Source organism: Ramlibacter albus (genome assembly GCF_014297445.1).
GTDB classification, from domain to species: Bacteria; Pseudomonadota; Gammaproteobacteria; order Burkholderiales; family Burkholderiaceae_C; genus Ramlibacter; species Ramlibacter albus.
Genome location: NZ_JACORU010000003.1, coordinates 228154 through 247176, shown reverse-complemented (window position 1 = coordinate 247176; position 19023 = coordinate 228154). Strand labels below are relative to the sequence as shown.

Sequence of the window (19023 nt, the reverse complement as noted above, 5' to 3'; positions counted from 1 at the left end):
GAGCTCCAATGATAGGCAGATTGACCGGAACCCTGAGCGACAAGAACCCACCGCAGGTGCTGGTGGACTGCCACGGCGTCGGCTACGAGGTCGATGTGCCGATGAGCACGTTCTACAACCTGCCCGGTGTGGGCGAGAAGGTTTCGCTCCTCACGCATTTTGTCGTGCGCGAGGACGCGCAGGTGCTCTACGGCTTCGGTTCCGCACCCGAGCGCGAGGCGTTCCGGCAGCTGATCAAGATTTCGGGCGTGGGGCCGCGCACCGCGCTGGCCGTGCTGTCCGGCATGAGCGTGGGCGACATCGCGCAGGCCGTGACCGCGCAGGACGCGAGCCGGCTCGTGAAGGTGCCCGGCATCGGCAAGAAGACGGCCGAGCGCCTGCTGCTGGAGCTCAAGGGCAAGATCGGCGCGGACCTCGGCTTGGCCGGCGCCGCGCCCGCGAGCGATGCGCAGGCCGACATCCTGCAGGCGCTGGTCGCGCTCGGCTACAGCGACAAGGAAGCCAGTGCGTCGCTGAAGGCATTGCCGAAGGACGTGGGCGTCAGTGAGGGCATCAAGCTGGCGTTGAGGGCCCTGGCCAAATGACCATCCAGACCGACGACTTCGCTCCTGCGCCTTCGCAGCGCGTGGTGTCGGCCGCGCCGGCGTCGCCGAACGAAGAGGCGATCGAGCGGGCGTTGCGGCCGAAGATGCTCGATGAGTACGTCGGGCAGGCGAAGACGCGCGAGCAGCTGGAGATCTTCATCGGGGCGGCCCGCAAGCGCGGCGAGGCGCTGGACCACGTGTTGCTGTTCGGCCCGCCGGGGCTGGGCAAGACGACGCTGTCGCACATCATCGCGCACGAGCTGGGCGTGAATTTGCGCCAGACCTCGGGTCCGGTGCTGGAAAAGCCGAAGGACCTGGCCGCGCTGCTGACCAACCTCGAGAAGAACGACGTACTCTTCATTGACGAGATCCATCGCCTGTCGCCGGTGGTCGAGGAGATCCTGTATCCCGCGCTGGAGGACTACCAGATCGACATCATGATCGGCGAAGGCCCGGCGGCACGCTCGATCAAGCTCGACCTGCAGCCCTTCACGCTCGTGGGCGCGACCACGCGCGCGGGCATGCTCACGAACCCGCTGCGGGACCGCTTCGGCATCGTCGCGCGCCTGGAGTTCTACACGCCCGACGAGCTCGCGCGCATCGTGCGGCGCAGTGCGGGGTTGCTCACCGCGCCCATCGACGATGCGGGCGCGACCGAGATCGCGCAACGTTCACGCGGCACACCCCGCATCGCCAACCGGCTGCTGCGCCGGGTGCGCGACTACGCGGACGTCAAGGGCACTGGCCACATCTCGCAGGAGATCGCGCACAAGGCATTGGCGATGCTGGACGTGGACCCGCAGGGCTTCGACGTCATGGACCGCAAGTTGCTGGAGGCGGTGATCCATCGCTTCGATGGCGGACCGGTCGGGCTGGACAACGTGGCCGCGTCGATCGGCGAGGAGCGGGACACGATCGAGGACGTGATCGAGCCGTACCTGATCCAGCAGGGCTACCTCCAGCGCACGCCGCGTGGGCGGATCGCTACGCTGGCGGCCTACCGCCATCTCGGCGTGGTGCCGCCCAAGAGCGCGGGCGAGCTGTTCGAGTAGCGCGCTGTCACCCCGGGCTCGACCCGGGGTCCATTTCGCCGCGCCACGATGGATGCCGGATCGAGTCCGGCATGACGACTTCCGTGGCGTTGTGCGCAAAGAGCAATTGCGCGTTGTAGTACGTGGCGAGCACCCACAGCTGCGCCAGCGGCAGCGGCGTCGCGAAGCGGTTGATCGCCAGCAGCGAGTCGCTCAGCATGAACAGCACCGCGCCCGCCGCCACGAAAGCGGAGGCGCCATCCCGTTGCACCTTGGCGCGGCCGATCGCCTGCGCGGCCATCGTGGCGATGACGACGGCATAGCACGCCACCGCGATCTTCAGCACGGGCGCGAGGTTCGGGAAGAGGATGGCGTACATCACCGCAGCCGCGGCAAGCGTCGCCAGCAAGGCGCCCCGGCTCGGAAACCAGGCCGTGCCCCGCTTGAACAGCGCGATGAAGAACAGGTGCGCAACGAGGAAACTCACCAGCCCCGGGATGAACTGCCCGGGCAGCATCAGGAACACATCGCCCACCAGCGAAAACGCGAACGCGGCCAGCAGCAACCAGTGCGCGCCACGCCGCGCGGCAAACACCATCACCAGCACCATCGTGAGCGGTTTGAAGACTCGATGCAGTTCGACCAGGCCGGCCGCGCCCGTGGCGGTAGCAAGTGCCGCAGCCTCGATGGCCAGCACTTCGAGCATCGAGATGCGGCCTTGCATCGCCGCACCCACGGCCCACAGGCAAGCCGCGAGCGCGGCCAGCCACACAACCGAACGCGCCATCTCCGCCTGGTCCGCCGTCCACAGGAAAAGCGCCACGCCGCCGAGGATCGCGGCGAACTGCAGCCCCGCGAACCACATCAGCGCCTTCGTCATCGGCGGATGGAATTGCCGCACCTGCTGCATATCGAACGCCGGCTTCGGAAAACGCTGCGCCACGTCCGCCGGCCGCCACCCCGGCGGCTTGAACCACACGCGCAGCTTGTCGCCCCAGTCCTTCGCGCGCCACGAATCCTTCGCGAGGCCCCAGTACACCTCCGCGTTCGACCACAGCGGGTCCCAGCTCTCCAGGGGGCTGCGCGTGCCGTACACGCACTTCTCGCCTTCCTCCGCGAAGCTGCCGAACATGCGGTCCCACACGATCAGGATGCCCCCGTAGTTGCGATCGAGGTAGACGTCGTTCACCGCGTGGTGCACGCGGTGGTTGGAGGGCGACACGAACCAGCGGTCGAACCAGCCGAGTTTCGGCACGTGCTCCGTGTGCACCCAGAACTGGTAGAGCAGGTCGATGAGCAGCACCACGCCGAACACCAGCGGCGGCACGCCCGCCACCGCCATCGGCAAATAGAAGACCCACCCGAGCAAGGCCCCGCTGCTGGTCTGCCGCAGCGCCGTCGACAGGTTGTAGTCCTGGCTCTGGTGGTGCACCACGTGGGCGGCCCAGAACACCGCCACCTCGTGCCCTGCACGGTGGTGCCAGTAGTAGCAGAAGTCGTAGAACACCAGCGCCAGCAGCCAGCCGTACCACGACATCCAGAACGCGTCGTTGTGCACGACGGCGACGAAGTTGTAGACGGCGCCGTAGATGGCAATGCGGAAGAAGCGCGTCAGCACCTTGCTGATCTCGCTGAGCATGCCCAGGCTGATGCTGTTGATGGCGTCGTTCAGGCGGTAGGTGTTGCGCTTGCGCGCCCAGCCCCACGCGAACTCGATCGCGATCAGGCCGAAGAAAACGGGTGTCGCCAGGACGATCACCTGGCTCGGGCTCAGCTGCATGAACCCGATTCTGGGCGGACTTAAGTCAGCGCGCCTCTCGCATCAACCCTGATGATGCGTTCCACCTTGCCCTTGCGCAGGCCTCCCGTGACACCCACGATGTACTTGTGCAGGTTCACCGTGGGGTCGCAGTGGCCGGGGATCAGCCACACGGTGTCGTCCAGTTGCGGCACGCGCTGGTTCTCGCCGGCGGGCCGCAGGATGCCGTGCTCGTCGCCGCCGTTGGCGTACTCCAGCTCGCCCACCGGCTCCATCGCCAGCACCTTGGGCAGGCCGGAATCGATGGCGTGGCTCTTGTGCCCCGCGTCGCACACCGCGTGGCGCAGCTGCGAGCTGATCACGCTGGTCTTGACGAACAGCGCGTGCTCGAACTGCGGCTGCGCCGGGTCGCGCTCGTTGGCCGCGTAGTCCGCGTCCATGAACAGGAAGGAGCCGCACTGCAGCTCGCCGTAGGCGCCGCTGGCCGTCTCGTACAGCATGCTGCCCGTGCCGCCGCCGGTGATCAGGTCCACCGGCACGCCTTCCTTCTCGATCAGCTTGCGCGTGAACAGCGCGTCCTGCACCGCCACGCCGATCGCGTCGCGCCGCTCCTGCGCGGTGCGCATGTGCTGCGCCTTGCCGTGGTAGGCCTGCAGGCCCGCGAAGCGCAGGGCCGGGTGCTTGCGGATCTCGTGCACCAGGTCCACGGCCTGCCGGCCGGGCGCGACGCCGCAGCGGTGCTGGCCCACGTCGATCTCCACGAACACGTCGACCACGGCGGCGGCCGCGGCGTGTTCGCGTGCGTCGTTCATGGCCTGCGCGAGGCGGCGCACGCCCTCGGGGCTGTCCACCGCGATCGCGAGCTTGCCGCTCTCGGCGGCGAGCTGGTGCGCCAGCGCCGCAACCCGCGCGAGCTTGGCCGGCGCGATCACTTCGTTGCTGATGTAGATGTCCGTCACACCGCCCGCAGCCATCACCTCGGCCTCGGAGGTCTTCTGCACGCACACGCCGACGGCGCCGGCCTGCAGCAGCAGCTTGGCGATCTGCGAGCTCTTGTGCATCTTGGCGTGCGGGCGCCAGCGGATGTTGTGCTTCTTGGCGAACTCCGCCATGCGGCTGATGTTGCGCATCATGGCGTCCATGTCGACCACGAGGGCCGGCGTGTCGATCGCGTCGACGGGGCCGCCGACCAGGGCGCGGAGGACTTCAGAACGAGGTGTTTTCGTCGTAGGCTGCATGTTCGAGGTGCTGCGTGTCCGACCAGCCTACCAGCGTAAAGCCTTCCGGTGTCCACAGCAGCCGATTGATGGCGCCATTGGGCAGCTGCCAGGTGCGCGGGGAGTTCACCTCCTGCCCGGTGGCGATACGGTAGAGCGTGTCCAGCACGCCGCCGTGCGCCACCACCACGATCTGCTCGCCGCGGTGCTGCGCGGCCAGGTCATGCACCGTGCGGTGCACGCGCTCGCGCAGCTGCAGCAGCGACTCGCCGCCTTCCGGTGGCTCCCACTCGGGGATCCTCTTGCGCCAGTTCTGCGCGTGCTCGGGCCACGTCGTGTGGATTTCGTCGAAGGTCTTGCCCTCGAACATGCCGAAGCGGCGCTCGCGCAGGCCGGGGTGCGGCGTGACGGTGATGCCGGTGGAGTCGGTGATCGCGCGTGCCGTTTCGTGCGCACGGTTGAGGTCGCTGGAATAGACGGCCGCGATGGGCTCCGACGCCAGTGCCCAGCCGACGCGGCGCGCCTGCCAGCGGCCCGTGTCGTTGAGCTGGATGTCGAGCTGGCCCTGGATGCGCGCATCCACGTTCCAGTCCGTCTCGCCATGACGGACGGCAATGATGCGGGTGGCGTCCATAACCACCCATTCTATGTACGCGGCCGTGTTTTCCCAGCGGCCGGGTTGCGAACGGTTACCGCGCGGGCAGCGGGATGTCGACCCGGCGCGCGCCCTGCGGCGGGTTCGGGAAGCCCTGCAGAGCCGCCGTGAACATCGCGGGTAATACGACGGCATTATCGAAATACGGCCCGTCGTTCACGGCTCGTGTTTCGTACACCACCTTGTTGGACGCGATGTCGCGCACCACGACGCCCACTTCGCGCTGGTACCACGGCGACTCCATGTGCGGGAAACCGGCGCCGAAACCGCCGCGCCGGCCCCAGAACCCGAAGCCGAAGTGCCACGGGTCCGCGTACGGCGACAGCACGCGCTGCACGCGCGCGGAAACCTGCACGCTGTACGAGGGCGCGGCGTCGTCGCGGCGGAAGCCGGCGTTGTGGAGCGCCGGGTCGGCCAGCGTCTCGAGCTGGGCCTGCACCGGGTCCACCTGCTGCGACAGCAGGCGCTCGAAGCGGTACGTGGGCTTGGCCGGTGGGCCGGCCAGGTGCGAGAAGGTCTGGACCTGGTTGTCCAGCACGTAGGTGGTGCTGCAGCCGGCGAGCGCGGCCACCGCCAGCGCCATTGCGGCTGCGCCCAGGTAGCGGGCGATTCTCGTCATTTGCTGCCTCAGGTCTTGATCACTTGCAAAGGCGGCAGCGCGGACCCCGCGGGCAACTCCTCGGCGTCGAACGCCTTGTCTCCCGAGGGATCGGCCACCCCCGTGGGTGTCAGATTCCGGAAATCGTGCAGCGTTCCGTCGGCCAGGTGCGAAGGCACGACGTTCTGTAACGCGTGGAGCATGTTGTCCAGGCGGCCGGGGTGCTTCTTCTCCCATTCCTTGAGCATCGCCGAGACCTGCTTGCGCTGCAGGTTCTCCTGGCTGCCGCACAGGGTGCAGGGGATGATCGGGAATTGCCGGTGCTCGGCCCAGCGCACGAGGTCCTTCTCGGCCACGTAGGCGAGGGGGCGGATCACGATGTGCTTGCCGTCATCGCTTTGCAGCTTGGGCGGCATGCCCTTGAGCTTGCCGCCGAAGAACATGTTGAGCATCACGGTGGCCAGCATGTCGTCGCGGTGGTGGCCGAGGGCGATCTTCGTCGCGCCGAGCTCCGAGGCCACGCGGTACAGGATGCCGCGGCGCAGCCGCGAGCACAGGCTGCACATCGTCTTGCCCTCGGGGATCTTGTCCTTGACGATGGAGTAGGTGTCCTGTTCCTCGATGTGGAACTTCACGCCGATGGACTCCAGGTACTCGGGCAGCACGTGTTCCGGGAAGCCGGGCTGCTTCTGGTCCAGGTTGACCGCCACGATGTCGAACGCCACCGGCGCGCGGCGCTGCAGCTTCAGCAGGATGTCCAGCATCGAGTAGCTGTCCTTGCCGCCCGACAGGCACACCATCACCTTGTCGCCGGCTTCGACCATGTTGTAGTCGCCGATGGCCTGGCCGACCAGCCGGCACAGGCGCTTCTCGAGCTTGTGCGTCTCGCGCTCGATCCTGCGGTCGGCGGACAGCGGGGTGGGGTCGTTTTCGATCCAGACGGCACTCATGGGCTCGATTCTCCCATTCCGCCGGTTTCTAGGCGTGCTTGAGGGCTACCCAGTAGCGGCGCGCATACCGCCGCTTCAGCGCCATCTCGCGCGGCCCGAAGTAGCCGTGCATCTCGAACACCCGGTCGAAGCCGGCGTGCAGCAGCAGGTCGACATGGGACGCGACGTCCAGCCACAGGGAAACGGTGTTGCCGATCGAGGACTCGGCCTGCGTCACGTCCTCGGCGTACTCGCGCCAGCGCACCGGCAGCCCGTTGCGCTCCCCGGTCTTCAGCGGCGAGAGGTAGTCGCGGTACTCGCACTCGGCCATCTCCACGTCTTCCGGCGCGACGTGGGTGTCGAGATAGAGGAGCCCGCCCGGCGCGGTGAGGCCGCCCAGCTGGCCGATGTACGCCGCAGGGTCGTCCAGGTGGTACAGCAGGCCGGAGCAGAGCACCACGTCGAATGCGCGGGCCGGCTGGAACTGCCGCACGTCGGCCTGCACGAAATCCATCCGCTCATGCGCGCCGAACCACTCGCGCACGAGCCGGCAGCGCTCGAGGTTGTCCTCGCGCACTTCCACGCCGAGCACGTCCAGCCCCGCTTGCCAGAGCTCGTAGGTGAGGCCGCCTTCGAGGCAGCCCAGGTCCACCGCGGTCTTGCCTTGCACGCCACCGGGCATGAACAGGCGCAGCGCATCGTGGATCGCCTGCGTGCGCGGCGACTCGCCGATCAGCGGCTCGCCGGGGCGCGTGCTGAACCCGGGGGCCAGCGGGATGTTGTGGGCGACGAACTTCGCGGCTCTCAGGCGCGCTTCGGTCTGCGGGTCATTCGGCATGCGCGCGATTCTAGGCGGCAGCCCCTCCCAGCATCGCAACGAGCTTCCATGCGCCTCCGGCGAGCAGCAGCATCCCGAGCACCGCCGCCACGCGCTCGCCGCGCGGTGCCATCTTCTCGATGGCGACAGCGACGGAGAGCGCCGCGATCCAGGCGATGTTCATCACGCCGCCGACGAAGAGCAGCGCCATCAGCGCCCAGCAGCAGCCGGTGCACAGCCCGCCGTGGCGCAGGCCCATGGCGAATGCGCCGGCGCGGCCGGGCCGCCACTCACCGAGCAGGAAGCCCACCGGCGTGCGGCAATGCGAAAGGCACACGCGCTTGAGCGGCGAGAACTGGTAGGCGCCGGCGATCAGCAGCAGCGAAGCGCTGAGGGCGGGCGAAGTGCTCACGATCATCGGGTCGACCCAGTCGGCCCGCTGCAGGGCCCACTGGAGCGCGGTGGCGGCACCGCTGAACGCCGACCACACCAGCAGGTACGCCACCACGAAGAGGCGCGCCCGCCCCGGCTCGCCCTGCTGCACGTTCAGCCGCACGAACGTCAGGATCATCGGCAGCGCCGAGGGCAGCATCATCGCGGCCATCATCACCGCCCACATCGCGAAGATGGCGGCGATGTTGTCGGCATGCCAGTCCGGGCCCCCGGGCATGGTGAGCTGCACCAGCGGGTGGCCCATGTCGAACGCCATCCACGCGAGCAGCGCCCAGAATGCGATGCTGGCGGCGAGCAGCCAGGCGGCACTGGCGAGTGTCGGCGCGCTTCGTTGCATGGCATGGCAACGATCCGCGCATTGCCTTGGCATGTCAACGGGCTTGAACTCCGGCGGCCGTCGCCTATTCTGAAGGGTTCTTACCCCGCGAGGAGGACCCCCATGGCCTGGCAGATCTCCGGCAGCTACATGGAAACCTGCAACTGCGAGTTCCTGTGCCCGTGCATCGTCACCAACCTCCAGGGCAAACCCACCGAAGGCGACTGCAAGGTGGCGATCGGCATGCACATCGACAAGGGCAGCAAGGACGGCGTGGCGCTCGACGGCGTCAACTTCATCGCCGTGATGCAGTCGAACGGCCCCATGGGTGCGGGCAACATGACCGTGGGCCTCATCGTCGACTCAGGTGCGTCCGACGAACAGGCGCAGGCGGTGACCGCCATCGCCAGCGGCCAGGCCGGCGGGCCGATGGCGGCGCTGGCGCCGCTGATCGGCAAGTTCGCGGGTGTCGAGCGAGCCAAGGTCGCCTTCGAGCGCGACGGCGAGACCTGGACAGTCAAGGCCGGCAAGTCCGTTGACCAGAAGTGCACCGGCGTGCTCAACATGGAGGGCAAGCCGATCGCACTGGACAGCGTTTCGCACCCGGTCAGCTCGCGCATCGCGCTGGCCAAGGCGGTGGACAGCCACATGCACGTGTTCGGCATCGACTGGGACGACACCAGCGGCACGCGCAACGCGCACTACTCGGCGTTCGCCTGGTCGGGCTGACGCCTCACCAGAGGCCGCTTTCCATCCGGATCGCGACCTCGCAGTCCTTGAAGATCTCCAGCTTGACGATGCGCACGCGCACGCCGAGCACGCCGGGCAGCTGCATGAGGCGGTTGCACACCTTGCCGATCAGCGTCTCCAGCAGGTTCACATGCTCGGCCGTGCATTCCTCGATGATGATGCGGCGCACCTTGCGGTAGTCCAGTACGTGCATGATGTCGTCGTCGTGCGGCAGCAGCGGCTGCGTGCCGAGGTTGAGCTCGGCGTCCACCAGGATGGGCTGCGGCTTGTCCTTCTCCTCGTCGAGGATGCCGAGGTTGGCCTCGAAGCGCAGGCCGGTGAGCGATAGGGTCTGGGTGCCGGCTTTTGCCATCGTGTTCACATGAGCGAGAAATCGCGGTCGAACCGCTGGAGGTGCTGCCCGCCATCCACGAGCAGCGTCGTACCCGTGATCGAGCCGTTCTCCAGCGCGAAGCGCACGGCATGCACCACGTCCTGCGGCGTGGACGAGCGGCCGAGCGGGCTGAGCTTGTGCAGCTGCTCGAACTTTTCCTGCGACAGCATGTGGCTGGTGAGCGTGAGGCCCGGTGCCACGCCGACGACTCGCAGCTCGGGCGCCAGCGCCAATGCGAGCGAGGTGTTCGCGGCCTCGAGTGCGGCTTTCGAGAGCGTGTAGCTCAGGAAATCCGGGTTGGGGTTCCACAGCTTCTGGTCGAGCAGGTTCACCACGGCGCCGGTGCCGCCACGCGAGCGCACGTGCTCGTGCAGCGCCTGCGAGAGCACGATCGGCGCGCCGGTGTTGGTGAGCAGGTGCGACTGCAACGTGTCGTAGCGGAATGAAGAGGCGGTGTCGTGCTCGAAGAGCGATGCGTTGTTGACCACGGCGTCGAGCGACCCGAACGCGGCTACCACGCGCGGCACGAGCACGCGTGTCGCGGCTTCGTCGCCGAGGTCGGCCTGGAACGCCTCGAACTTCAGCTTCGGCGCAAGGCGCGCGCACTCCGCGACGGCCGCATGAGCTTCCTCTACCGAGCCGCGGTAGTGCACGGCCACCTGCCATCCCGCCTGCGCCAGCGACAGCGCGATCTCGCGCCCGAGGCGGCGTGCGCTTCCGGTGACCAGCACGGTGCGGTTCGTCATTGGCGGACAATCGGGCGGTGAACGAAGCAGGGACATCCAGTGTAACGAGCGCGCTGCGCTCGCTCGTGAGGCAGCAGGTGGAGCGCGCGGGCGGCTGGCTGCCGTTCGACCGCTTCATGGCCTTGGTGCTCTACGCGCCGGGGCTCGGCTACTACGCGAATGCCTCGCGCAAGTTCGGGGCGATGCCGCAGCAGGGCAGCGACTTCGTGACGGCCCCGGAGATGTCGCCGCTGTTCGGTGCCACGTTGGCCGTGCAGGTCGGCGAGGCGCTGGAGCGCACGGGAAAGAGCGAGGTCTGGGAGTTCGGCGCCGGCACCGGCGCGCTGGCGCACCAGCTGCTCGGCGCGCTGGGCGATCGCGTGAGCCGCTACGTCATCGTCGAGCTGTCCGCGAGCCTGCGCGAGCGGCAGCAGCAGCTGCTGGCGCCCTACGCGGACCGCGTGGAGTGGGTGGCGGAGCTGCCTGACAGTTTCGAAGGCGTCGTCGTCGGCAACGAGGTGCTCGACGCGATGCCGGTGAAGCTGCTCGTCCGCAAGGGCGGCACGTGGCACGAGCGCGGCGTGGACCTGGGCCTCGCCTGGTCCGACCGCCCCACCGAGCTGCGCCCGCCCGTGGAGATCGCCGGTGAGCACGACTACCTCACCGAGACCCATCCGCATGCGCTCGCTTTCATCCGCACGCTCGCCGACCGGCTCGCGCGCGGCGCCGCGTTCTTCATCGACTACGGGTTCCCGGAAGCCGAGTACTACCACCCGCAACGCCACATGGGCACGCTGATGTGCCACCGCGCCCACATGGCGGACACGGACCCGCTTGCCGACATCGGGCAGAAGGACATCACGGCGCATGTCGACTTCACCGGCATCGCGGTGGCCGCGCAGGAGGCGGGGCTTGCGACACTCGGCTACACGAGCCAGGGGCGCTTCCTCGTCAATTGCGGCATCGTCCAAGCGATGGCTGCGTCGCCCACGAAGGAGCAGGTGGCCGCGCAGCGCCTCATCGCCGAGCACGAGATGGGCGAGCTCTTCAAGGTGCTCGCGCTGCACAAGGGCGCGTACTGGGACGCAACCGGTTTCCGCGAAGGCGACCGCACCCACACACTCTGACGCCGAAAGCCGCCACAATGATTCGCTGGATCATCGTCATCTTCCTTGCGCTGGTGCTCATCAGCTGGTTCAGCCCGCTGCTGCAGAAGCTGGGTTTCGGCAAGCTGCCGGGCGACCTGCGGTTCAAGCTCTTCGGGCGCGAGATCTTCGTGCCGTTGACGACGACGATCCTGCTATCCATCGTCGCCAGCATCATCGCCAAATACCTCTGAATGAAGGCCTGCATCGACATCGGCGGCACCAAGGTGGCCGTCAGCCTCAACACCGGCGCGGGGCTGGACCTCGTTGCGCGGCGCGCCGAACCCACCGCCAAGGAAGGCAGCAACGACGCGCTCGCGCGGCAGGTGATCCGCATGGTGGACGAGGCGTGCCGCGAGGCGGGCATCGAGCCCTCGACCGTGCGGCGCGCCGGCGTGTCATCGGCAGGGCCGTTCGTGCTTCGCGGGGGCCTGGTCGAGCTGGCCGCGCCGAACATCTGCGGCGGCTTGGCGGGGCCGGAGCGTGGCTTGCCGAACAGCTGGATGACGGCATTGCTCGAAGCGCCGCTGCGGCAGCGCTTCGACGAGGTTCGTGTCGAGAACGATTGCGTCGCCGCCCTCGAGGCCGAGCGCCGCTGGGGCGCGCTGCAGGGTTACGAGCACTGCGCGTACGTCACGTGGAGCACGGGCGTGGGCGTGGGTCTGTGCGTCGACGGGCGCGTGCTGCGCGGCAAGAACGGCAATGCGGGCCATGCCGGCCACATGTTCGTCAGCGACAACAGCGATGCGTTGTGCGGCTGCGGCAATGTCGGCGATGTCGAAGCGCTTGTCGCGGGCAACGCGGTCGCGCGGCGCTTCGGTGCGGACGCGGCCACGCTGATGCAGCGTGCCAAGGCGGGCGATGCCGCCGCCGAAGCGACGGTGCGCGAGCTGTGCCGCGTGATGGGGCGCGCGATGTACAACCTCGTCGCCACGCTCGACCTGCAGCGCATCAGCCTCGGCGGCAGCGTGTTCTGGCACAACCGCGACTACGTGCTGCCGATGCTGTCGCACGAGGTGCACAGCCGCTTTCCGGCGCTCACCGAAGGCTCGGAGCTGGTGCCCGCGGGCTTGCAGGACCGCGTGGGCGACTACGCCGCGCTCGCGCTACTCGTCTAGCGCACGTGCCACCGCCGCTTCACGCGCGTGGTGCACCCGCTCGCCGATGCCCGGGCCTTTGACGCCCTGCCGCTGCGCCTCGGCGGCGATTTCGTGCGTCGGCACCGCGAGCGCGGCGGCAAGGGCGCGCTCGAGGCGCGAGCGATCGAAGCCCGGCTCGATGCATTCACAGGCCGCCAGCACTTCGCCGAAGCGTTGCGGCTTGCGGATCGCATCGCACCGCTCCAGGAGTTTGAGCACCTCGGGCGCCGCCGACTTGCCGCCTGCCAGCACGTGCGCGTGTTCGCGCGCGACCACCTCGCCGAGCTCGCGGCACTCGTTGGGAACGCGCAAGCGCTCGCAGAGAGCGCGCAGGTCGTGCTGCGGCACGCCGTGCACGAGGCAGGCGAAGCGCACGGGCAGGGCCGTGCCGCGTTCGGCCGACCGGTCCACCTGCTGGGCGAGCCGCGGGCGCCAGCGAGCGGCGACCTCGGCGAGCAATCGCTCCAGTGCGCCGCAATCGCGCAGTGCCGCGAACATGCGCGACGGGTGGCGCTCCATCAATCCGCGCGCGAGCTCCTGCCAGACCCGCTCGGCCACCAGCGCATCGACTTCGCCGTTGTCCACCATCTCGCGCATCAGCGCCAGCGTCTCCGGTGCGATGGTGAAGTCGTGGAAGCGCGCCGCGAAGCGGGCAACGCGCAGGATGCGGACCGGGTCTTCGCGGAAGGCATCCGTGACGTGCCGCAGCACCTTCTTCTTCAAGTCGGCACGGCCGTGGAAGGGGTCGACCAGCACGCCGTCCTCGCCCTGGGCGATGGCGTTGATCGTGAGGTCGCGCCGCGCGAGGTCCTGCTCCAGCGTGACGTCGGGCTCGGCGTGGAACTGGAAGCCGTGGTAGCCGCGCGCCGTCTTGCGTTCGGTGCGGGCCAGCGCATATTCCTCGCGGGTCTGCGGATGCAGGAAGACGGGAAAGTCCTTGCCCACCGGCAGGTAGCCCGCGAGGATCATCTCCTGCGGCGTCGCGCCCACGACGACCCAGTCGTGGTCGTTCACCGGCAACCCGAGCAGGGCATCCCTGACTGCGCCACCAACCATGTAGGTCTGCATGGCGCGACAGTGTAATCAGGGCGCGGAGAGGGCCTTCCAGACGTCGCGCGCCTGCGCTTCCACGCCTTCGGGCGTGGGCGGCAACGGCAGGCGGCATTCGCCGACCTCGAGCCCGAGCGTGCGCATCATCGCCTTCACCGACATCGAGAACACGCAGGTGTCGCAGTTGACGAACTGGTACGAGGGGATCAGCTGCGCGTTGATGCGCCGCGCCTCGGCGACTTTGCCCTCCGAGAACGCATCGAACATGCGCTGGAACCACGGCCCCGTCCAGTGCGCGGTGGTGCTGATGACGCCGACGCCGCCCACGGCCATGAGCGGCAGCGTCTGCGCGTCGTCGCCGGAATAGAGGTCGAAGCGGTCGCCGGCCTGCGCGACCAGCGCCGCTGCCGAAGGCGGGTCGCCGGTGGCATCCTTGAAGCCGACGATATTCGGCACATCGCGGAAAAGCCGCAGCAGCACGCCCTCGTCGATGCGGCGGCCGGTGCGCCCCGGCACGTCGTAGAGGATGCACGGCAGCGGCGTCGCCTGCGCGATTGCGCGGAAATGCGCTTCGATGCCGGCCTGCGGCGGGCGGTTGTAGTAAGGCCCCACCAGCAACACGCCGGCCGCGCCGAGCTCCTTGGCACGCCGCGTGAGATCGATGCTGTGCGCCGTGTCGTTGGTGCCCATGCCCGCGATCACGGGCACGGTCACCGCCTCCGCAACCGCGCGAACGAGGTCGCACTTCTCGTCGTCGCCGAGCGTCGCCGACTCGCCGGTGGTTCCGGCGATCACGAGCCCGTCATTGCCATGCTGCTCCAGCCATTTCGCCAGTTTCCGGGCCGCGTCGAGGTCCAGTTTCCCTTGCCTGTCGAAGGGCGTGACCATCGCGCTCATGACGCGACCGAAATGGCGGGGGCGGCGCAGCTGTTCGTTCATCGTGAAGTTCGGTAAGGTTCTTCGAAGTCAAGAAAATCCTTTTCGGCCAGCGCATCCTCCACCCAGGCCTTCACGCCCGAGAGCGCGCACACGCGGCGGATGTAGTCGGTGACGTGGCCGGGCACGGGCAGGCCGTAGTTCTTGATGCGCAAGCACACCGGCGCGAAGTACGCGTCGGCCGCGCTGAATTCGCCGAACAGCATCGGCCCCTTGTACTGCTCCAGCAGCCCGGACCACATCGCGATGATGCGCTGCACGTCCTTGCGCACGGCCGGCTGGTCGCGCCACGTCAGCGCGCCGATCTGCGGCAGCGAGGCTTCGATGTTCATCGGGCAGTGGCTGCGCAGCGCGGAGAAACCCGCGTGCATCTCGGCACAGACGGTGCGGGCGCGCGCACGTGCCTGCGGGTCGCTCGGCCAGATGTTTCGGTCGGGGAATTTCTCGTGCACGTACTCGACGATCGCGAGCGAGTCCCACACGGCAAAGCCGTCGTCGACGAGGACGGGCACGCGGCCTGCGGGCGTCACCTCGGCGAGGCGTTGCTTGAACTGCGAGTCGGCATCCGGCAGGTCGAACGGGTCGAAGCGCACCTTCACTTCCTGGAACGGGATGCCCGCCTGTTTGAGCAGCACCCATGGCCGCATGGACCAGGACGAGTAGTTCTTGTTGGCGACGTAGAGGCTGAGCATGGCGCGGCTCCGTGGTTCAAGTGTGGCGGATGCTAGCCGTGCCGTGGGGCGCCATTGATGAAAAAACGCTCGCGAATTGATGCTCGGCCGTGGGCCCAGAATGCGGGGATGCGTTTCGCGGCTGCCTGCCTCCTTCTCATTGCCCCCGCCGCATGGGCGGCGCCGTGCGGCCCGTTCCAGCGGCTCGAAGCGCCGGCGCGTAGCGGCTGGTGCGCCGGCGTCGTGGCCGACGCGAAGCAGGGGCTGCGCATGCCGCGCACCGTGCTCTGGGTGGGGCGCGAAGCTGGCACCGACCACCTGCTCGTCGCCGACATGGGCAGCTGGGAGCCGCGCCGCGGCCGGCTGCTGCACGTTCGGATTGACGGCAAGACGGGGCAGGTGCGCATCGCCGAAGTGTTGCGCCAGCTGGATCGCCCTCACGGGCTGCGCCGCGGCCCGGACCGCCGCTTCTACATCGCCGAGGCGACGCGCATCTCGCGGCTGGAGTGGCACCACGACGGCACGCGCGGGCCGCTGCAGCCGGTGGTGCAGGACCTGCCCGCCGAGGGGCGCCACCCGCTCAAGCAGATCGCATTCGCGACCGACGGCACGCTGTACATCGGCGTGGGCGCGGCGAGCGACGACTGCGCGGACCAGCGCAGCGTGCAGGGCGGGCTGCCCGCCTGCCCCGAGATGACGGGCGATCGCCCACAGGCGGCGGTGTACAAGGCGCGCATCGATTTCGATGCGGGGCGCATCACCGAGCTCAAGGTGTTCGCGCTCGGCCTGCGCAACTCCACCGCACTGGCCGTGCACGCCACGGGCACGGTGCTGCAAGGCGAGAACAACATCGACAGCGGCTCCACCGAGCGCTTCCCGGCCGAGGAGATCAACCGGCTGGAAGAGGGCGGCCACTACGGCTGGCCCGGCTGCGTGGAGAACCGCAAAACGTTGCCGGGGTTCGACGCCGCGGCCTGCCGGGCAACGAAAGCCCCCGTATTGACGATGCCCGCGCATTCCGCGCCCCTGCACATGGCGTACGGCAGCGACGGGCTGGTGGTCGGCTGGCACGGGTATCGCACCGCGGGCCGGCGCATCGTGCGCTACGCGGTCGATGCGCGCGGGCTGCCGCGTGGCAACCCGGTCGTTCTGCTCGGGCCGTGGACCTTGGGCCCCAATCGTTTCGGCGCGCCTGTCGCGTGGGCCGAGGATGACCAGGGCCAGTTGTGGATCGCCGACGACCGCAACCGCATGCTGCTGCGGCTGGGGCCCGAACGCTAGGGAATCTCGCGGTTGGGCTGCGGCTCGCCGGCACTCGGCGGGCCGATGGTGTTGCCCAGGCGCGCGCGCAGCGACTGCGGCTGTCCGGTGATCATGGCCGCATACACCGTGGTGTTGGCCAGCACCTTCTTCACGTAGTCGCGCGTCTCGTTGAACGGGATGTTCTCGGCCCACGCCGCGGCGTCCATCACCGGCCCGTTGCGCCACGCGCGCGGGCGGCCGGGGCCCGCGTTGTATGCGGCGGCGGCCATGGGCATGGAGCCGGCGAAGTCGTCGAGCACGAGCTTGAGGTAACCGGTGCCAATGGCGATGTTGGTCTCGCGGTCGACCAGCATCGACGGCGTGAAGGGTGAGAGGCCGATCTTCTTCGCGGTCCACGTGGCGGTCGCCGGCATCACCTGCATCAGGCCCGAAGCACCGACATTGGAGCGCGCGTCCATGATGAAGCGGCTTTCCTGCCGAATCAGCCCGTACACATACGCCGGGTCGAGGCCGATCTCGCGGCTGCGGCGCACGACGGATTCGCGGAAGGGCATCGGGTAGCGCTGGTCGAAATCGAACTCGGCCTTCGTGCGGTCGCTCGTGTTGACGCAGCGGTCCCAAACCTCGCGGTCGCACGCGTACTGCGCGGCGGCGAGCAGCTCGCGGTCGCTCATGCCGCCCGTGGCGTGCAGGTTGGTCGTGTAGTTCCACTCGCGCACGCCTTCGGGCCTCAGGCCGATGGCTATCGCATAGAGCGCGCGGTTCAGGCCCGGGTTGCGGCGGGCGGTTTCCTTCTCGGTTTCGGTGAGCGGCGCGGGCTTGGGCGGGACGTTGATTTTCTGGCCCAGGGCCTCGAGCGCGAGCTGCTCGTAGAAGCCGCGCGGCGAGGCGATCGACTCCAGCAGGCGCTGCGCTTCGGCGCGCGCGTTCTCGCTCGGCGTGCCCGCGAGCAGCGCGCGCGCCTTCCAGTACGCCCACGTCGGGTCGGCTTTGCCCTCGTCGCTCATCGCGTTGACGGCTTGCAGCACCGCATGCCAGTTCGGCCGCGGGCTCGCGCGCAGCGCCGCGCGTACTTTCCATGCGAGCAGGTCGTCGCTGAGGAAGGAGTCCTTCGAAACCTTGGTGAAGTAGTCGATGGCGTCCGGCCGCAGCCGCTGCGCCGCGTACTTGCCGAGCACGCCCCAGATCCAGTCGCGCTCCTCGGCGCTGACCTGCACGCTCCACTTCGCGTCGAACTGGCCGGCGGCCGCTTCGAAGTCGGTCGCGGCGTATTTGATGAGGGCCAGCCCCACCAGCTCGCGCCGTGTGCGAGAGATCGCGGCCGCACGCTGGCTGAGGAAGCGCCCGGGGTTGGCGTTGAGCTCGGCGACGAAGTTGACCGCGTCCGGCGCGACGATCTGCACCGCATCGGCAGCCGCGCGTGGGCGGTTGGCCTCGATGGCGATGCGCGCCTTGCGCCAGATGTCGCCAGCGTTCAGGCGCCGCCTGTCGTGGCCGTCCGCCAGCAGCTCGGCAGCGGCCAGCGTGCAGCCGTCGTCCGCCTCGCGCTGCGCATACCAGTTGCGGCGCACGTCCTCCGCCAGCGTCTCGGGCGCCCTCGGCCCTTCGCGCAGGTGCTGCACCAGCAGGGCGTAGCAGCGCACCTGCCGGTCGTCGCGCATCCGAAAGCGCGTGTACTCGTCGGCGAACGCGTCCCATTGGCGGCGCTGGGCCAGCACCAGCAGCCAGTCGTTGCGCAGCCGGTCCTCCTGGTAGGTGCCGGGGTAACGCGTGAAGAAGTCCTGCACTTCGGCCGCGCCGGCCGTGTCCAGCCGCGCGCGCAGCTCCCAGTAGGCCGCGTAGGGTTCGAGGGCGTGGCCGCGGGCCTGCGGCAGCAGGAGCGTGAGGCGCGCGCGGTCGCCCGCGCGGAACGCCTGGTTCATCTGGAGGATGACATCGTCCCTCGGTACCGTCTGGGCTTGCGAGCCGCCCGCGAGCAACAGCACCAACGATGCCACAATGGTTCTCAACTGCATCGGATGATTATGGACAAGTCGGAAGAAAAAAGGGCCTTGCGCAAGGAGCTGATCGAGCGCCGCACGCAGCTGCCCGACCGATTGAAACGCGCCGACATGCTGCAGCAGGTGATGCGCATCTGGCTGGTGGGCCGCCCCGACGCCATCATCGGCGCCTACTGGCCGATCAAGGGCGAGTTCGACCCGCTGCCCGCGCTGCACCGCTGGAAGGAAGACGGCGAGCTGCTGGACGAACCGCAGATGCGCCGCATCGCGCTGCCTGTTGTCGACAAGGAACATCAGACACTGAAGTTCCACGCATGGTTCCCCGGCTGCCCGATGGAAGAGGACGCCTATGGCATCCCCAAGCCGAAGGACACCGAAGTGGTGGTGCCCACCCTGCTGTTCGTGCCCTGCGTGGGCTACGGCGTGGGCGGCTACCGGCTGGGCTACGGCGGCGGCTTCTACGACCGCACCCTCGCCGAGCTGCAGCCCAAACCCTACACCGTCGGCCTGGGCTATGCCTGCGGCTTCGTCGACGACCTCGAACCCGAGCCCCATGACGTACCGCTCGATGCGCTGCTGAACGAACTGGGCGTGGTCTGGCCCATTTCGTGA

General features: G+C 68.6%; 21 protein-coding genes. 8 read left to right on the top strand and 13 right to left on the bottom strand.

Annotation, left to right across the window (positions count from 1 at the left end):
* The first annotated feature begins 8 nt into the window (after positions 1-8).
* A complete protein-coding gene (gene ruvA, locus H8R02_RS10560) occupies positions 9-584 on the top strand; it encodes a Holliday junction branch migration protein RuvA (RefSeq protein WP_187081358.1) in 576 nt (191 codons plus the stop codon).
* On the top strand, positions 581-1636 hold the full coding sequence (gene ruvB / locus H8R02_RS10555; RefSeq protein ID WP_187081357.1) for a Holliday junction branch migration DNA helicase RuvB: 1056 nt from the start codon (positions 581-583) through the stop codon (positions 1634-1636). Before ruvA ends, ruvB begins: the two co-directional genes overlap by 4 nt.
* Positions 1637-1643: 7 nt before the next feature.
* Here ruvB and H8R02_RS10550 read toward each other — a convergent pair whose 3' ends face one another.
* From H8R02_RS10550 to H8R02_RS10520, 7 genes are read right to left on the bottom strand one after another with little or no spacing between them, the layout of a single operon-like run.
* The gene (locus tag H8R02_RS10550; protein WP_255429274.1) at positions 1644-3395 is read right to left on the bottom strand and encodes a lysoplasmalogenase family protein; all 1752 of its coding nucleotides are present in this window, start codon (positions 3393-3395) and stop codon (positions 1644-1646) included.
* 20 nt (positions 3396-3415) lie between these two features.
* Complete coding sequence (locus H8R02_RS10545) at positions 3416-4612, bottom strand: DSD1 family PLP-dependent enzyme (RefSeq protein WP_187081356.1); 1197 nt, start codon at positions 4610-4612, stop codon at positions 3416-3418.
* Entirely contained in the window at positions 4581-5225 is a 645-nt protein-coding gene (locus H8R02_RS10540; protein WP_187081355.1) for a histidine phosphatase family protein, read from the bottom strand. The genes H8R02_RS10545 and H8R02_RS10540 overlap by 32 nt, the downstream gene beginning before the upstream one ends.
* A 55-nt stretch (positions 5226-5280) precedes the next feature.
* Positions 5281-5865: a DUF4136 domain-containing protein gene (locus H8R02_RS10535; protein WP_187081354.1), complete on the bottom strand. Its 585-nt coding sequence runs from the start codon at positions 5863-5865 to the stop codon at positions 5281-5283.
* A gap of 8 nt (positions 5866-5873) precedes the next feature.
* On the bottom strand, positions 5874-6794 hold the full coding sequence (gene ttcA, locus H8R02_RS10530) for a tRNA 2-thiocytidine(32) synthetase TtcA (protein ID WP_187081353.1): 921 nt from the start codon (positions 6792-6794) through the stop codon (positions 5874-5876).
* 28 nt (positions 6795-6822) lie between these two features.
* Positions 6823-7611, bottom strand: coding sequence for a class I SAM-dependent methyltransferase (locus tag H8R02_RS10525; protein WP_187081352.1), 789 nt, complete (start codon positions 7609-7611; stop codon positions 6823-6825).
* 10 nt (positions 7612-7621) lie between these two features.
* Entirely contained in the window at positions 7622-8380 is a 759-nt protein-coding gene (locus H8R02_RS10520; protein ID WP_255429273.1) for a DUF2182 domain-containing protein, read from the bottom strand.
* A 102-nt stretch (positions 8381-8482) separates the two neighbouring features.
* Between H8R02_RS10520 and H8R02_RS10515 the strand changes: the two genes are divergently transcribed.
* Complete coding sequence (locus tag H8R02_RS10515) at positions 8483-9088, top strand: DUF1326 domain-containing protein (protein ID WP_187081350.1); 606 nt, start codon at positions 8483-8485, stop codon at positions 9086-9088.
* Positions 9089-9092: 4 nt separating this feature from the next.
* Here H8R02_RS10515 and H8R02_RS10510 read toward each other — a convergent pair whose 3' ends face one another.
* Both H8R02_RS10510 and H8R02_RS10505 read right to left on the bottom strand, forming a co-directional pair.
* Positions 9093-9461 (bottom strand): dihydroneopterin aldolase, encoded by a 369-nt coding sequence (locus H8R02_RS10510; protein ID WP_187081349.1) that lies wholly within the window; start codon positions 9459-9461, stop codon positions 9093-9095.
* A gap of 5 nt (positions 9462-9466) precedes the next feature.
* Complete coding sequence (locus H8R02_RS10505) at positions 9467-10228, bottom strand: SDR family oxidoreductase (RefSeq protein WP_187081348.1); 762 nt, start codon at positions 10226-10228, stop codon at positions 9467-9469.
* A gap of 17 nt (positions 10229-10245) precedes the next feature.
* Here H8R02_RS10505 and H8R02_RS10500 point away from each other — a divergent pair, with 17 nt between their 5' ends.
* Genes H8R02_RS10500 through H8R02_RS10490 form a run of 3 tightly spaced genes read left to right on the top strand, consistent with a single transcriptional unit; the run spans position 10246 to position 12470 of the window.
* Positions 10246-11334, top strand: coding sequence for a class I SAM-dependent methyltransferase (locus H8R02_RS10500; protein ID WP_354004899.1), 1089 nt, complete (start codon positions 10246-10248; stop codon positions 11332-11334).
* A gap of 17 nt (positions 11335-11351) precedes the next feature.
* Positions 11352-11546 carry a DUF2905 domain-containing protein gene (locus H8R02_RS10495; RefSeq protein ID WP_187081347.1) on the top strand — a complete coding sequence of 65 codons (195 nt, stop codon included), beginning with the start codon at positions 11352-11354 and terminating at the stop codon, positions 11544-11546.
* Positions 11547-12470: an ROK family protein gene (locus H8R02_RS10490; RefSeq protein ID WP_187081346.1), complete on the top strand. Its 924-nt coding sequence runs from the start codon at positions 11547-11549 to the stop codon at positions 12468-12470.
* Here H8R02_RS10490 and H8R02_RS10485 read toward each other — a convergent pair.
* Genes H8R02_RS10485 through H8R02_RS10475 form a run of 3 tightly spaced genes read right to left on the bottom strand, consistent with a single transcriptional unit; the run spans position 12459 to position 15169 of the window.
* Positions 12459-13559 (bottom strand): tRNA nucleotidyltransferase/poly(A) polymerase-related protein, encoded by a 1101-nt coding sequence (locus tag H8R02_RS10485; RefSeq protein WP_187081345.1) that lies wholly within the window; start codon positions 13557-13559, stop codon positions 12459-12461. The two genes, H8R02_RS10490 and H8R02_RS10485, sit on opposite strands and share 12 nt — an antisense overlap.
* 15 nt (positions 13560-13574) lie before the next feature.
* Positions 13575-14480, bottom strand: coding sequence for a 4-hydroxy-tetrahydrodipicolinate synthase (gene dapA / locus H8R02_RS10480; protein ID WP_187081344.1), 906 nt, complete (start codon positions 14478-14480; stop codon positions 13575-13577).
* Positions 14477-15169, bottom strand: a complete 693-nt coding sequence (locus H8R02_RS10475) for a glutathione S-transferase family protein (protein WP_187081343.1) — start codon at positions 15167-15169, stop codon at positions 14477-14479. Before H8R02_RS10475 ends, dapA begins: the two co-directional genes overlap by 4 nt.
* A 108-nt stretch (positions 15170-15277) precedes the next feature.
* Between H8R02_RS10475 and H8R02_RS10470 the strand changes: the two genes are divergently transcribed.
* Positions 15278-16429 carry a PQQ-dependent sugar dehydrogenase gene (locus H8R02_RS10470; protein ID WP_187081342.1) on the top strand — a complete coding sequence of 384 codons (1152 nt, stop codon included), beginning with the start codon at positions 15278-15280 and terminating at the stop codon, positions 16427-16429.
* Here the strand turns inward: H8R02_RS10470 and H8R02_RS10465 are convergent.
* On the bottom strand, positions 16426-18426 hold the full coding sequence (locus H8R02_RS10465; RefSeq protein WP_187081341.1) for a lytic transglycosylase domain-containing protein: 2001 nt from the start codon (positions 18424-18426) through the stop codon (positions 16426-16428). The two genes, H8R02_RS10470 and H8R02_RS10465, sit on opposite strands and share 4 nt — an antisense overlap.
* A gap of 9 nt (positions 18427-18435) precedes the next feature.
* On the opposite strand from H8R02_RS10465, the gene H8R02_RS10460 reads away from it, so the two are divergent.
* Positions 18436-19023: a 5-formyltetrahydrofolate cyclo-ligase gene (locus H8R02_RS10460; RefSeq protein WP_187081340.1), complete on the top strand. Its 588-nt coding sequence runs from the start codon at positions 18436-18438 to the stop codon at positions 19021-19023.